This is a genomic window from Streptomyces sp. NBC_00647 (genome assembly GCF_045207245.1).
Lineage (GTDB): Bacteria > Actinomycetota > Actinomycetes > Streptomycetales > Streptomycetaceae > Streptomyces.
Genome location: NZ_CP109040.1, coordinates 9549739 through 9564130, shown reverse-complemented (window position 1 = coordinate 9564130; position 14392 = coordinate 9549739). Strand labels below are relative to the sequence as shown.

The window sequence follows — 14392 nt, the reverse complement described above, 5'->3', positions numbered from 1 at the left end:
GCCCATACTCGGATCCATGACCGGAAAATCGCAGCTCGGGGACTTTCTCAAGGCCCGGCGCTCCCAACTGGGGCCAGAGGACGCCGGGGTGGCCACCTACGGGGAGCGGCGCCGGGTGCCAGGGCTTCGGCGCGAGGAACTGGCGTTGCTGGCCGGGGTGAGCGCCTCCTACTACACCCGGCTCGAACAGGGGCAGTCACTGAGCGCCTCACCCGAGGTGCTGGACGCCATAGCCGGGGCTCTGCGACTGGACGAGTCCGAACGCGGCTACCTCCACGACCTGGCCCGGGCCGACCGGCCTCGCGTCCGGCGCCGGCGGCCCGGGCCGGAGCACGTCACGCGGGCGACAGGGCAGTTGCTGGAAGCACTGGCGGACACACCCGCGATCGCGCTCGGGCTGCGCGGTGACGTACTGGCGTGGAACCGCCTCGGCCACGCGTTGTTCGCGGGCCACCTGGATCCCGGTGCCCCCGGCCTGCCGGCCCGACGGCCCAACATGGCCGCGCTCGTCTTCCTCGACCGTCATACGCGCGACCTGTACGCGGACTGGCCGAGCAAGGCCAGAGCGGTCGTCGGCCATCTCCGCCTGGTGGCGGCCCAGCACCCGCAGGACACCGCCCTTCACACCCTCCTCGGTGAACTCAGCACGCAGAGCGCGGAGTTCGCCTCGATGTGGGCCGACCATCGCATCAAGGCCTGCACCGTCGCGTCCTATGAGATGCGGCATCCCTTGGTCGGCCCGCTCACGGTCCTTCAGCAGACCCTGAGCCACGGGCCCGGTCCCAGTGTCGTGGTCGCCACCGCGGAGGCCGGCTCACCCTCCCGTGCGGCGCTGGCGCTCCTCGCCCAGGCCATCACCCGGGACGACGTCCCGGCCGCCCCTGCCGGCCGGGCACCCCGGCCGGCAGCACCTGACCGACACCGGCCGACCGGTACCCGCTGACACCGCTCCCCCCCCATCACTCACCGACGCACGCCCGAAAACCGGAGAAGGAACCATGCCCAAGAAGCACTCCATGTCCGCCGTGCCCGCGGCCGCCCTTGTCGTGGCCGCCGTCGCTGCCACAGCGCTCGCCCCCGGCTCGGCGGCAGCCGTCTCGGCCCCCCTGGACAACGCACGGATCGCCGCCCACTTCGACCTGGCCGAGGGCCAGACGCCGGAGAACATCGCCCTGACACCCCGTGGCACCGCGTACGTCACCTTCGCCCAGGCCCGCCAGATCGCCGAGGTCTCCCCCGGGGGCGCCACCAGGATTGTGGCCACGCTGCCCGAACCCGCCGACGGCGGCGTCCACACCCCGGCGCTGGGCTTCCCGCTGACCTCCGGCATCGTCCGCGACCACGACGGCACGTTGTACTTCCTGTATGCCACCGGCACCCCCGACCTGACCGGCGTGTGGCGCCTGCGCGTCGGCGGCGAACCGCAGCGGATCGCCGCGCTGCCCGCGGACGGCCTGCCCAACGGCCTTGCTCTGGACCCGCGCACCCGCACCCTGTACGTCGCCGACTCCGCACTCGGCACCGTCTGGAGCCTGCCCATCGCGGGCGGCACTCCCACCGCCTGGTCCACCGCGCCCGAACTGGCCTCCACCGGATTCCTCGGCGCCAACGGCCTGAAGGTCCACAAGGGAGCGGTCTGGGTCACCAACCTCGACAGGGGCACCGTCCTGCGCATCCCCATCCGGCACGACGGGCGTGCCGGTTCGGTCCGCACCAAGGCCACCGGCCTGACGGGAATCGACGACTTCGCCTTCACCGGTCGCGGCGACCAGCTCCTCGCCGCCCTCGACGGCCCGAGCGAGGTCGCGCTCGTCCAGCCCGACGGCAGGCGTTCCACCGTGCTGGACTCCGCCGACGGCCTGCAGAACCCCACGTCCATCGCGCTGCGCGGCCACACCGTCCACGTACTGAGCGCCGGCTGGATCACCGCCAAGGACCCCAACCTGGTCCTCGCCCACCTCGACGACTAGGACAGCGGCCGCACTTGGGCCGACCGGAGCGCGAGAGGCACCGGGTCATGGGACGACGGCGGCCGCGTCCCACATGATGAGTGTGCCCTCGCGGTCCATGGTCAACAGGTATTTCCGGTCCGGCGACAGGTGGCACTCCTGAATGTTCTCGGTGCGGAGTTCAAGGGTGTTCAGCAGCTCGCCGGAGCGAGTGGAGCGGATCTGCACCCGTTCGCGGTCGGGCACGGCCAGCCAGTCCTCGGTGGTGGCGAAGTCGGTGCCCCGCTGCTTCACGGTGAAACGCTCGTCCCCGCCGGGCAAGTCCAGAACCCGGATTCCGTACAGGTCACCGATCGCGATCCAGGATCCGTCCGGGGCCATGCCGAGCCGGTCGACCGCATAGGGATGGTCCGGCAGTTTCGCTGCCCGACGGCCGGTACGCGGGTCCCAGAGCCCGATCTGGCCACGGGCGTTCCCCATGGCGAGAACCGACCCGTCGGCGGCCAGAGCCAGGCGTCCGACCTGACCCCCCAGGGGTTTCGTCGGCAGGCGTTCGCCGGTGAGCGGGTTGACGAGGTCACCGGTGGCCGCGTCGTAGGAGAGCCACATGTCGCCGGGTCCGTACACGGAATCCGCCAAGTCACCGACCTCGAAAGGGATGCGCTCTTCTCCGGTGGCCGCGTCCCACGCCCGGGCGTCCTCACCGGCGGACTTGGTCATGATGAAGCTGCCGTCCGGGGCGACGGCGCAGTTGTAGCCCACCTCGGGCGGGGCCGCGATCACCTGCCGTACGGCCTGAGCCGCCACGTCGTAGATCCTGATGTGCTTGTCCCGCCCGACCGCCACCAACCATGTGCTGTCCGGTGACATCGCGAAGTCCTGTGTCCGGACCGGCAGGCGCAGGACCGCATGATGCGCCGGAGGCCGCTGGGCGACGACAACCTGCTCCGCGAGGCCCAGGGCTTGCGACAGCTCGTCGGCCAGCCCTCTCGGGTCGTCGGGCGCGGCGGGATCCAGTCGGCTCAGGACCTCGTCGATCACCGAGGCGGCGGCCCTGGACTCCGGGGAGTCGACCAGGACCAGGTCGGCCAGCAGTCCCCGCACCTCCAGCCGCTGGATACGGGCGATCTGCCAACTCGGATACACGACCAGCGCCGCGGCCTTCTCGGGGGCGCTGTGCCACAGGTGCCAGATAAGGTTCCGCCACCAGTAGTCCGCCAGAACGGGCAGATCCAACCAGGTGCCTCCGGGCTGGGCCAGGACGCGGGCATTGTCGAGCAGTCGCTCGTGCCACTCGGCCTCCTCGTCCGCCGTCCAATGTGGCCTCAGGCGGTCGCGCAGTCCTTCGGGGACGGTGAGCCGCATCCTGCCGTCGGCAGCCGGGGCGACGGTGACCAGCCGTACGTCCCGGAGACGCTCGAGCAGGTTCAGCGTGAACGCGTAGGGGCCTCCGTCCATCCCGGCCCAGGCCTCCTTGACCTCGGCCACACCCAGCCCGACGCCCGGGCGAAGGGCCGACAGGCGCCGCGCGTCGAGAGACTCACGCAGGTTGAACACAGTCGTCAGCGCAGTGCCGATCCGGTCGTCGCCCCAGTCCTCGTGGCCCGTCTCCCGCAACCACTCCGCGGCCTCGCGCGCCCTGACCCTCTCCTCGAACCGGCGCCAGCGCCAGTCACCCCAGATCCCCCACGGTGTCCTCATCGCCCGCGCCCCCGCCCGCACATGTAATCCCGGTCAACCGTTCGAACGCCCGCGCGTAGGCCTTCCCTCGCGGTCCGTGTGTCAACCACACCGGCCGAAGAGGACGCACGCCGACGGCGACAGCCCACCCCCATCACGATGCCGTCGATAATTTGCGAAGTCTCGTATCAATCTTGCGCACGTTCATAGACTTCCCTTGCCGTGACTCCTAGCCTTCTTGCGTCCGCTCACCCCACGAGCCCTAAGGACGCACGCCTGTGACTTCCTCTCCCCAAGGCAGACCCCTGCGCCGCGGCGTAGCCGCATCCGTGTCATTGGCACTCGCCGCGGCCGGCACGGTCGCGGCGGTGGCACTCGCCCCTCACGCGGTCGCGGCGGGAGTGCCCGCCCCCTCCCCGGTCGGGATCTCCGGCCGGGGCGCCGACGTTCCGTTCAAGGAACAGGAGGCCGAGTACGCCGCCACCAACGGCACCCTCATCGGGCCGGACCGCCTGTACGGCCATCTCCCCTCCGAGGCGTCCGGACGTCAGGCGGTGACGCTGGACGCGACCGGCGAGTACGTCGAGTTCACCCTGACCGCACCGGCCGACGCCATGTCGTTCCGCTACTCGCTGCCGGACAACGCCGCCGGCACGGGACGTGACGCGAGCCTCGACCTGAAGGTGAACGGGAATCAGCTCAAGAGCATCCCGGTGACCTCCAAGTACGGCTGGTACTACGGCGGTTACCCCTTCAACAACAACCCCGGGGACACCAACCCGCACCACTTCTACGACGAGACCCGCACCACGTTCGGCTCCACGCTGCCCGTCGGCAGCAAGGTGCGACTGCAGGTCTCCTCCACGAGCGCCTCACCGACGTTCACCATCGACCTCGCCGACTTCGAGAAGGCGGGCGCGGCGATCGGCAAGCCCTCCGGCGCTCTGGACGTGGTGAGCGACTTCGGCGCGGACCCGACCGGTACGGCGGATTCCACCGCCAAGATCCAGGCCGCGGTCGACGCGGGCAAGGCGCAGGGCAGGACCGTGTACATCCCGCAGGGCACCTTCCAGGTACGCGATCACATCGTCGTCGACCAGGTGACACTGGCCGGGGCGGGCCCCTGGTACAGCGTTCTGACAGGCCGTGACCCGTCGAACCGGTCGAAGGCCGTCGGCGTGTACGGCAAGTACGCCGCTCAGGGCGGCAGCAAGAACGTCGTCCTCAAGGACTTCGCCGTCATCGGCGACATCCGGGAGCGCGAGGACAACGACCAGGTCAACGCCATCGGCGGCGCGATGTCCGACTCCACGGTCGACAACGTGTGGATGCAGCACACCAAATGCGGGGCCTGGATGGACGGGCCGATGGACAACTTCACCATCAAGAACAGTCGCATCCTGGATCAGACCGCCGACGGCGTGAACTTCCACATGGGCGTCACCAACTCCACCGTCACCAACACCTTCGTACGGAACACGGGTGACGACGGGCTCGCGATGTGGGCGGAGAGCGTCCCGAACGTCAAGAACAAGTTCACCTTCAACACGGTGGTCCTGCCGATCCTCGCGAACAACATCGTCACGTACGGCGGCAAGGACATCACCCTCTCCGACAACGTCATGTCGGACACGATCACCAACGGCGGCGGCCTGCACATCGCGGCTATCCCGGGGTCAACTCCGGCCAGGGCACCGCCGTGTCCGGCACCACGACGGCCGCCCGCAACACCCTGATACGGACCGGGAACAGCGACTACAACTGGCAGTTCGGAGTCGGCGCGGTCTGGTTCAGCGGCCTCAACGAACCTCTGGACGCGACCGTCAACATCACCGACAGCGAGATCCTCGACAGCTCCTACGCCGCGATCATGAACATCGAGGGAGCGACGAAGGGGCTGCACTTCGACCATGTTCGGATCGACGGGGCAGGCACCTACGCACTCCAGATCCAGGCACCCGGGTCGGCGTCGTTCAGCAACGTCACGGCGACGAACATCGGCCAGTCCAACCCGATCCACAACTGCGTCGGTTCCGGCTTCGCGATCACCCGCGGCGCGGGCAACAGCGGCTGGTACGCCGACCCGCCGGTCTGCACCGGCACCTGGCCGGACCCGAAGTGGACCAACGGCGGAGTACCGGGCGGGGGCACCCCGCCGCCCACCGACCCGCCGACCGACCCTCCGACCGACCCCACCGTGAACCTCGCCAGGAACCGGCCCATCACCGAGACGAGTCACACCGACGTCTACCCGGCTTCCAAGGCCGTGGACGGCAACGCCGACACCTACTGGGAGAGTGCCAACAACGCCTTCCCGCAGTCCGTCACCGTCGACCTCGGCAACGCTCAGGCGGTCAAGCGGGTCGTCCTCAAGCTGCCCCCGGCGTCCGCCTGGGCCACGCGTACCCAGACCCTGAGCGTCCAGGGCAGCACCGACAACACCACGTTCACCACGCTCAAGGCGTCGGCCGGATACACGTTCAATCCGGCGAGCGGCAACACCGCGACCCTCACCCTGTCCGGCACCCCCACCCGCTATCTGCGGATCACCGTCACGGGCAACACCGGCTGGCCCGCGGGACAACTGTCCGAACTCGAGGCCTACACCGGCTGAGAGCGGCTCTGTCCCCCACGTTCCTGGCGGTCCTGTTCCGGAACTCTGACCCGGAGCAGGGCCGCCAGGTGCTCGACCGAGTCGCGAGACGGTCGACCGCCTCCGCTGTCAACGGCGTCGCAGTGACGGGTCGAGGAGCGCGGGCGGAGTGTCGTACTTCTCGTCGGCGGCGAGGTCGGTACCGGGGGCGACGATCTCGTCGATCGCGTCGAGCACGTCGGTGGAGAGCACGGTGTCGGCCGCAGCGAGTTGCGCTTGCAGGTGGGCCTCCGTGCGGGGGCCGATGAGTGCGCTCGTCACGGCGGGATGCGCCGTCACGAATCCGAGCGCGAGCTGGATCAGGGTCAGGCCGGCTCCGTCGGCCACTCCGGCCAGTCGCTCGACGGCAGCGAGCCTGGCCCGGTTGGCGGGCACCGTGGTGTCGAAGCGTTGCGGCATGAAGGTCGAGCGGCTCGTGGTGATGTCCCGGCCCTCGCGGACGGCGCCCGACAGCCACCCCGAGGCCAGCGGACTCCACACCAGCACACCGAGCCCGTACTCCTCGGTCACGGGCAGGACGTGGGTCTCGATCCCCCGCTGCAGGATCGAGTAGCTGGGCTGTTCGGTGACGTACCGGCTCAAGTGATGTTCGCGGGCGGCCCATTGAGCCTGCACCAGTCGGTAGGCGGGGAAGGTCGAGGAGCCGAAGTAGCGGATCTTTCCCGCGCGTTGCAGGTCGGTCAGGGCCGACAGCGTCTCCTCGTCGCTGGTGTTCGGGTCCCATCGATGGATCTGGTAGAGATCGACATGGTCGACACCGAGCCGGCGCAGGCTGTTGTCCAGCTCGGTGACCAGCCAGCGGCGCGAGCCGCCCCGATGGTTGCGCTCGTCGCCCATGGGCATGCCCGCCTTCGTGGCCAGCACGAGGTCGTCACGGCGGCCGGCGATGGCCTTGCCGACCATCTCCTCCGACTCGCCGTCGCCGTACCTGTCGGCGGTGTCGATCAGGTTGATCCCGCCTTCGAGAGCGGCATCGACGATCGCGGTGGCCTCTTCCTGGGTGGTGCGCCCGATCGCGCCGAAGTTCATCGCGCCGAGCGCGAGGGAGCTGACCTGCACGCCGGTGCTGCCCAAGGTGCGGTACTGCATGATCCTGTCGCCTCCATTGAGGGTGAAGCCTGGTGGTGATGCGCGGATTGGTCGCCGGGTGCCCGGTCTGCCATCATGAACAAACGGAACACCGTCCCGTTTGACGATACGGAACACTGTCCCACTTAGCAAGCCGATACGGAACACTGTCCCGTTTGGTGGTTCGATCACGGAGGAAGGGCGCGATGAGCGACAGCGACGAGGCCGCCGGGCGAACGGGCAGGCCGAAACGGGCCGACGCCCGGCGCAATCAGGAGACGCTGCTCGACGCGGCCGCCGCGATCTTCGCCAGGTCGGGCGTGGAGGCACCCGTACGCGATGTCGCGGCCGAGGCCGGTGTCGGGACGGCCACGATCTACCGCCACTTCCCGACCCGAGCGGACCTCATCGTCGCCGTCTACCGGCACCAGGTCGAGGCCTGTGCCGAGGCGGGGCCGGCCCTGCTGAGGGACTGCGCGTCCCCCCATGCCGCGCTGGCGCGATGGATCGACCTGTTCGTCGACTTCCTCGTCACCAAACACGGACTGGCCGCCGTCCTCCAGCCCGACAACACCGCCTTCGAGGCCTTGCACACCTATTTCCTCGACCGGCTCCTCCCCGTGTGCGCCCAGCTCCTCGACGCCGCCGCCGAGGCCGGCGAGATCCGCCCCGGCCTGAGCGCCTACGAGCTGATGCGCGGCGTCGGGAACCTCTGCATCGGCGCCGGCAACGACCCCCGCTATGACGCGCGGCGACTGGTCGAACTCCTCATCGCGGGCCTGCGCCGACCCCACTGATTCCCCTCGGCTGCCGGAGCCCGAGCCGGGCGGGCCGCTCCCGGCCGGCCCCGGGTCCGCTCAGTCGGGGAGGCCGAGCGCTCCCGCTGCCTGGATCGCCAGCCAGACCTCGGCCAGGGCACCCGTCGACGTCAGATCCCGGTCGGCGAGCGCGCCGAACCGGCGCAGCCGGTAGGCGAGGGTGTTGGGGTGGATGTGGAGTGCCGCCGCGGCCGTCTCGGTACGGCGGTCGCGCTCCATCCAGGTGCGGACGGAGACCAGCAGCTGCGAGTCATGGGTCTCGTCGTAGCGCAGGACGTCGCCGAGGACGTGCTCGACCAGCGCGGTCAGGACAGCGGGGTCGTCGGGCAGCCACCGGCCCGCCCCGTCGTCGCCGTAGCGGACGACGGGGCGGCCCGACTCGACGGCTTGGGAAACGGCCCAGAGCGCCTCGCGCTGGGCGACCCTCAGTGCGGCGCCCGGCAGGAAGGGACGACTGGTGCCGGCCGCCACGGCCGGGAGCTCACCGACGGCCGCCGCCAGTTCCGGCGCCCCGAGGACGTAGCGGTCCTCACCTCGGGTGAGCAGCAGATGGGGTCGGTCCTCCAGACAGCGCAGCAGTGCCTCGTCGGTGGTGCGGCGCACGACGAGGAGGATGGCGTCTCCCTCGATCCCGTGCCGGGCGAGCCGCCGCCGCGCCGCCTCCGGGTCGAGGATCTCCTGCAGCAGCTCGGCGAGCGTCTCCGCTCCCTCGCGGCGCAGCGTCTCGCGTTCGTTGCGGACCATCGCCAGCCGCAGTGCCGCCACGGTGGCGATGTGCTGGACGACGGCGAGTCCCGCGGGCCGGGCGCCCTGACGCTCGTACGCGACGAGAAAGCCCGCCGGGCCGCCGGGCGCGGGCACCGGGATGACGAATCCGCCGGGGATGGTCGGCGGGGCGTCGACGGACGCGGGCAGGACGGCGGGGTCGGGCACGGGGACTCCGGGAAGGAGCGGGCGGCCCTGGGGTGTGCACAGGAAGACGTCGTAGCCCGACAGGCCTTCGAGGCGGCGCAGGAGCGTCGGTGTGTCGAGGTTCTCGGTGACCAGCCAGCGCAGCGCGCCGAAGACCTGGAGCTGCGCGCCCAGCCTGTGGCGCGCCTCTTCCTGGGCCGAGGCCGCGACCTCCTGGGCCACCGCGATGAAGGGGACGGCGAGCGGCACCTCGAGGACGGGGAAGCCCCGCTCCTCCGCCGCCTCGAAGAACGCTTCGTGCAGCGGGGGCATGTGCAGCTGCGCGGAGACTGCCAGCGCGGATGCCCCGGCGTCGTCCAGGCACTCCAGGTAGGCGCGCTGTTCGGCGGCGGTCCGGGGAATCGCCAGGCCCGCCGTCATGATCAGCTCGGCTCCCAGGAGCCAGGGCGTCGGATCGACGAGTTCGCTGGCGTGCGCCCAGGAAACGGACCGGCCCAGACCTCCGCGGCCGGCCTTCAGGGTGAGCTGGAGTGCCGGAGAGGAGAGCAGGTCTCCGATGGTGAGGTTGTTGCTGGCCACAAATGACATCGTACGCATCTGTGATCGGCACCATTGTCGCTGGTCACGGGGGGCCTCACACTGTGGAAACCGCCCCTTGCATGGTGCATGAACGGAAAATGGAGCGCCCGTGACGACATCGGTCACCGAAATCGAGACATATGGCGTCGAGCGGATCCCTGACGAGGACCGCACGGCCGGACCCATCGACCTGTTCCGGCTCGCCTTCGGCGGTGCCAACACCTTCGCGACCTGCGTGCTGGGCGCCTTCCCGATCCTCTTCGGCCTCTCCTTCTGGCAGGGGCTCGCGGCGACCGTCCTCGGCCTGGTCGCGGGTGCGCTGCTACTGGCGCCGATGGCCCTGTTCGGCCCTGCCAACGGCACGAACAACGCCGTCTCCTCCTCCGCGCACCTCGGCGTGCACGGCCGGGTCGTCGGTTCCTTCCTCTCCCTGCTCACCGCCATCGCGTTCTTCTCGATCTCGGTGTGGTCCTCGGGTGACGCGCTCGTCGGCGGCGCGCACCGGCTCGTGGACGTCCCCGAGTCGGACGTCACCTACGGCCTCGCGTACGCGATCTTCGGCGGGCTCGTGCTCGTCGTCTGCATCTACGGTTTCCGGTTCATGCTGCTGGTGAACAAGATCGCGGTGCTGGCGGCCTCGGCCCTGTTCGTGCTCGGTGCCTTCGCCTTCGCGGGCGACTTCGACCCCGGCTACGCGGGAGCCTTCGCCTCCACCGCCGATCCGCTGTTCTGGCCGTCGTTCATCGGCGCCGCGCTGATCGTGCTGTCCAACCCGGTCTCCTTCGGCGCGTTCCTCGGTGACTGGTCCCGCTACATCCCCGCGAACACCCCGCGCCGCCGGGTGATGGGCGCCGCGTTCCTCGCCCAGATCGCCACCCTGCTGCCGTTCCTGTTCGGCCTGGCCACCGCGTCGATCATCGCGACGAAGGCCGCGAAGTACGTCGACCCGGCCGCCCCGAACTACGTGGGCGGGCTGCTGGCGATCTCCCCCGGCTGGTACTTCCTGCCCCTCTGCCTGATCGCCCTGATCGGTGGCCTGTCCACCGGCACGACGTCCCTGTACGGCACGGGTCTGGACTTCTCCAGCGTCTTCCCGCGCTTCAACCGCGTCCAGGCCACCTTCTTCATCGGTGCCCTGTCCATCGCGTTCATCTTCATCGGCCGCTTCGCGCTCAACCTCACGCAGTCCATCTCCACCTTCGCCACGCTGATCATCACCTGCACCGCACCGTGGATGGTCGTCATGGCGCTCGGCTTCGTCACCCGACGCGGCTGGTACGACGCGGAGGCGCTGCAGGTCTTCAACCGGCGCCAGCGCGGTGGCCGCTACTGGTTCGCGCACGGCTGGAACTGGCGCGGTATGGGCACCTGGATCGTCAGCGCCGTCGTGGCGCTGCTCTTCACCAACCTGCCGGGCCAGTTCGTCGGCCCGCTGGGCAACCTCGCGGACGGCGCGGACATCTCGCTGCCGGTCGGCCTCGCCCTGGCCGTCGTGCTCTACCTCGCCTCGCTCGTCGTGTTCCCCGAGCCGCGCGCCGTGTTCGGGCCGGCCGGACCCCGCTTCGTCCGGGCGTCCGACGCCGAAGTGGCGCCGATCACCGGCGGCACCGAGGAGAAGGCGGCCGAGCCCGCCCCGGCCCTCTGAGCCCTGGGGGCTGTCGTCCGCATCACGCGGCGGACGGCGGCTCCCGGACGTCACCCCCCGCAACTTGGGCGTCCGGTCCTGACCGCCGGACGCCCCTGACCAGGAGTCGTGCATGAGCACCACCACTGTCCAGGAGGTCCGGGCCGCCGCGGACGCGCTCGTCGCCGCCTTCGCCGAAGGCCGCCTCGACGACTACTTCGGCGCCTTCGCCCCGGACGCGACCTTCGTCTTCCACACCACGCCGCAGCGGCTCGGCTCCACGGCCGAGTACCGCGCCCTGTGGCAGCAGTGGGTGGAGCAGGACGGTTTCCGCATTCTCGGCTGCGTGTCGTCCGCGCAGCTGATCCAGCCCTTCGGCGACACCGCCGTCTTCAGCCACGACGTGGAGACCCGGGTCGCCACCCACGCGGGCGAGGAGACGGTCCGCGAGCGGGAGACCATCGTCTTCGCCCGCTCCGGGGACGGCACCTGGGGTGCCGTCCACGAGCACCTGTCCGCCCGTACCGCCGCCTGACCAGGAGACACGTTCCATGAGCAGCACGTTCCGCAACTACATCGACGGTGCTTTCGCGGACGCCGCGGACGGCCGGACCCTAGAGGTGGTGGACCCCAGCACCGGCGACGTCTACGGGACCTCCCCGCTCTCGGGGGCGGCCGATGTCGACGCGGCGATGGCTGCCGCGGCCGCGGCGTTCCCCGTCTGGCGCGACGCGACCCCGTCCGTGCGGCAGCGCGCGCTGCTGAAGATCGCCGACGCGATGGAGGCGCGGGCCGAGGAGCTGGTCGCCGCGGAGAGCCGGGACACCGGCAAGCCGCTGCATCTCACCCTCAGCGAGGAGCTCGCCCCCGCGATCGACCAGGTCCGCTTCTTCGCCGGCGCCGCCCGGATGCTGGAGGGCCGCTCGGCCGGCGAGTACATGGACGGGATGACCTCGATCATCCGCCGCGAGCCGGTCGGTGTGTGCGCTCAGGTCGCGCCGTGGAACTACCCCCTGCTGATGGCCGTGTGGAAGTTCGCCCCGGCCCTCGCGGCAGGCAACGCCGTGGTCCTCAAGCCCTCGGACACCACCCCGGCCTCCACCGTCCTGATGGCCGAGATCATCGGCGGTGTCCTGGCGGAACTGGGCCTGCCCCAGGGGATCTTCAACGTGGTCTGCGGCGACCGCGAGACCGGCCGGCTGATGGTGGAGCACCCGACCCCGGCGATGGCCTCCATCACCGGTTCGGTCCGCGCCGGCATCCAGGTCGCCCAGAGCGCGGCCAAGGACGTCAAGCGGGTCCACCTGGAGCTCGGCGGCAAGGCCCCGGCCGTGGTGTTCGAGGACGCCGACCTGGCGAGGGCGGTCGAGGACCTGGTGGTCGGCGGCTTCTTCAACGCCGGTCAGGACTGCACGGCCGCGACCCGCGTCCTGGTCCACGAGTCGGTCCACGACGAGTTCGTCGCCGCGCTCGCCAAGGCCGCCGCCGAGACGAGGACCGGTCGGCCGGACGACGAGGACGTCCTGTACGGACCGCTCAACAACGCGGGCCAGCTCGCCCAGGTCAGCGGCTTCATCGAGCGCCTGCCCGAGCACGCGAAGGTCGAGGCGGGCGGTCACCGGGTCGGTGACAAGGGCTACTTCTACGCCCCGACCGTCGTCTCGGGCCTGCGGCAGGACGACGAGATCATCCAGAACGAGGTCTTCGGACCGGTCATGACCGTCCAGTCGTTCACGGACGAGGCCCAGGCCGTGCGGTACGCCAACGGTGTCGACTACGCGCTCGCCTCCTCGGTGTGGACCAAGGACCACGCGAGGGCGATGCGGATGTCGAAGAACCTCGACTTCGGCTGCGTGTGGATCAACACCCACATGGCACTCGTCGCCGAGATGCCGCACGGCGGGTTCAAGAAGTCCGGCTACGGCAAGGACCTCTCCGCGTACGGCTTCGAGGACTACACCCGGATCAAGCACGTCATGACGTCGCTCTGAGGGAACGCTCCACCGCCGTGATCGCTTTCGGGTGATGGTGCCGGGCAGGCCCACGGGCCTGCCCGACCGTGCGTCACGGCCCGTCAGCCGTGCGAGACGTTCAGCCCGTAGAACGCGACGCGCGCGCCCTTCGTCGTGCTGTCGGAGGACGACTGGTTGTACGAGCCGGCCTTGAAGTACTGCTTGTACGGGAAGAACGACGACGGAATCGGGTAGTGCGTGGTGCTGCCGTTGACCGTCAGGTCGATGGTGTTGCCGCCGGAGACGGCGATCGTGTAGGTCCACGTCTTACCGACCGCCACGTGCCCCACCGTGTGGGGTGTCTGCCCGCCCGACGGCGAGTTCTCGGTGCCGACGACGATGTCGCCGCTGGAGCGGTAGTACAGCTCCACCAGCGGTTTGGTGGACGAGCCGCCGGTGCCGAGGTGGATCTGACCGACACACACGTTGGAGGTGACCGACACCACCCGCAGCGTCGCGCTCAGCCGGTGACTGCCGCTCAGCGACCAGTTCGCCGCGCTGCCGCTGCGGTTCATCTCCCGCAGTTCGGAGCGGGCGTACGAGGAGTTCGGCGTCGTGACGCCCTTCTCGGGCGCCCAGAAGGTCATCGCACCGTCGCGGGTGTCGGTGTAGAAGTACGCGTCCTGGTAGCCGTTCGCCCCCTGCAGCCGGGAGGAGGAGATGGTGGTGGGCGAGCCCGGGGAGCCCACGGGCTCCTGCAGTTGCCAGACGGACAGGTCGAAGTTGCCACCGGGCGCGACGCCCGGATCGGCGGCGCCCGCGCCGCCGGTGCCCAGGACGGTCGCTGCGACGACGACGCCCGTGACGGTCGCCGTCGCCAGAAGATTGGAACGGGTCATGTTGACGTCCTTCACTGATCGTGGGGGATGGAAGGCGTTCCGCGGGTCCGGCGTGAACCGGTCCGCCCGGTGACGGTGACGACCCTCCTGGCGATCGTCCCGACCAGACGGCAAGATAAGCGTTGTTCATGTGAGTGAACAACGGGTTCACCTATGAACCCTGTGTGCCGTGACGCTAAAGGTCTGAACCAGCGCCGTCAAGAGGTCGCGCGCCTCGCCGCCCTGGGGTCAGAGGACTTGGGACCAGGCACCCGGGAA

The 14392-nt window shown here is 70.1% G+C and carries 10 protein-coding genes and 1 pseudogene; 7 read left to right on the top strand and 4 right to left on the bottom strand.

The window, feature by feature from the left end; genetic code table 11:
• Positions 1 to 16 precede the first annotated feature (16 nt).
• Positions 17 to 943 carry a helix-turn-helix domain-containing protein gene (locus OG788_RS42095; RefSeq protein ID WP_406376176.1) on the top strand — a complete coding sequence of 309 codons (927 nt, stop codon included), beginning with the start codon at positions 17 to 19 and terminating at the stop codon, positions 941 to 943.
• Between the two features lie 55 nt (positions 944 to 998).
• A complete protein-coding gene (locus tag OG788_RS42090; protein WP_406376175.1) occupies positions 999 to 1970 on the top strand; it encodes an SMP-30/gluconolactonase/LRE family protein in 972 nt (323 codons plus the stop codon).
• A gap of 45 nt (positions 1971 to 2015) precedes the next feature.
• Here OG788_RS42090 and OG788_RS42085 read toward each other — a convergent pair whose 3' ends face one another.
• Complete coding sequence (locus OG788_RS42085; RefSeq protein WP_406376174.1) at positions 2016 to 3650, bottom strand: WD40 repeat domain-containing protein; 1635 nt, start codon at positions 3648 to 3650, stop codon at positions 2016 to 2018.
• A 257-nt stretch (positions 3651 to 3907) separates the two neighbouring features.
• On the opposite strand from OG788_RS42085, the pseudogene OG788_RS42080 reads away from it, so the two are divergent.
• A pseudogene (locus OG788_RS42080) lies at positions 3908 to 6243 on the top strand (discoidin domain-containing protein).
• Between the two features lie 108 nt (positions 6244 to 6351).
• Here the strand turns inward: OG788_RS42080 and OG788_RS42075 are convergent.
• Complete coding sequence (locus OG788_RS42075; RefSeq protein ID WP_406376173.1) at positions 6352 to 7371, bottom strand: aldo/keto reductase; 1020 nt, start codon at positions 7369 to 7371, stop codon at positions 6352 to 6354.
• Positions 7372 to 7556: 185 nt separating this feature from the next.
• Here OG788_RS42075 and OG788_RS42070 point away from each other — a divergent pair, with 185 nt between their 5' ends.
• Positions 7557 to 8147, top strand: a complete 591-nt coding sequence (locus OG788_RS42070; RefSeq protein WP_406376172.1) for a TetR/AcrR family transcriptional regulator — start codon at positions 7557 to 7559, stop codon at positions 8145 to 8147.
• 60 nt (positions 8148 to 8207) lie between these two features.
• Here the strand turns inward: OG788_RS42070 and OG788_RS42065 are convergent, their stop codons facing one another.
• Entirely contained in the window at positions 8208 to 9668 is a 1461-nt protein-coding gene (locus OG788_RS42065; RefSeq protein WP_406376986.1) for a PucR family transcriptional regulator, read from the bottom strand.
• 100 nt (positions 9669 to 9768) lie between these two features.
• Here OG788_RS42065 and OG788_RS42060 point away from each other — a divergent pair, with 100 nt between their 5' ends.
• The 3 genes from OG788_RS42060 (at position 9769) to OG788_RS42050 (ending at position 13274) form a co-directional block, all read left to right on the top strand.
• On the top strand, positions 9769 to 11304 hold the full coding sequence (locus tag OG788_RS42060; RefSeq protein WP_406376171.1) for a purine-cytosine permease family protein: 1536 nt from the start codon (positions 9769 to 9771) through the stop codon (positions 11302 to 11304).
• 112 nt (positions 11305 to 11416) lie between these two features.
• The gene (locus tag OG788_RS42055) at positions 11417 to 11818 is read left to right on the top strand and encodes a YybH family protein (RefSeq protein WP_406376170.1); all 402 of its coding nucleotides are present in this window, start codon (positions 11417 to 11419) and stop codon (positions 11816 to 11818) included.
• A gap of 16 nt (positions 11819 to 11834) precedes the next feature.
• Positions 11835 to 13274, top strand: a complete 1440-nt coding sequence (locus tag OG788_RS42050) for a gamma-aminobutyraldehyde dehydrogenase (protein ID WP_406376169.1) — start codon at positions 11835 to 11837, stop codon at positions 13272 to 13274.
• A gap of 83 nt (positions 13275 to 13357) precedes the next feature.
• Here the strand turns inward: OG788_RS42050 and OG788_RS42045 are convergent, their stop codons facing one another.
• Positions 13358 to 14134: a polysaccharide lyase family 7 protein gene (locus tag OG788_RS42045; protein ID WP_406376168.1), complete on the bottom strand. Its 777-nt coding sequence runs from the start codon at positions 14132 to 14134 to the stop codon at positions 13358 to 13360.
• Positions 14135 to 14392 lie beyond the last annotated feature (258 nt).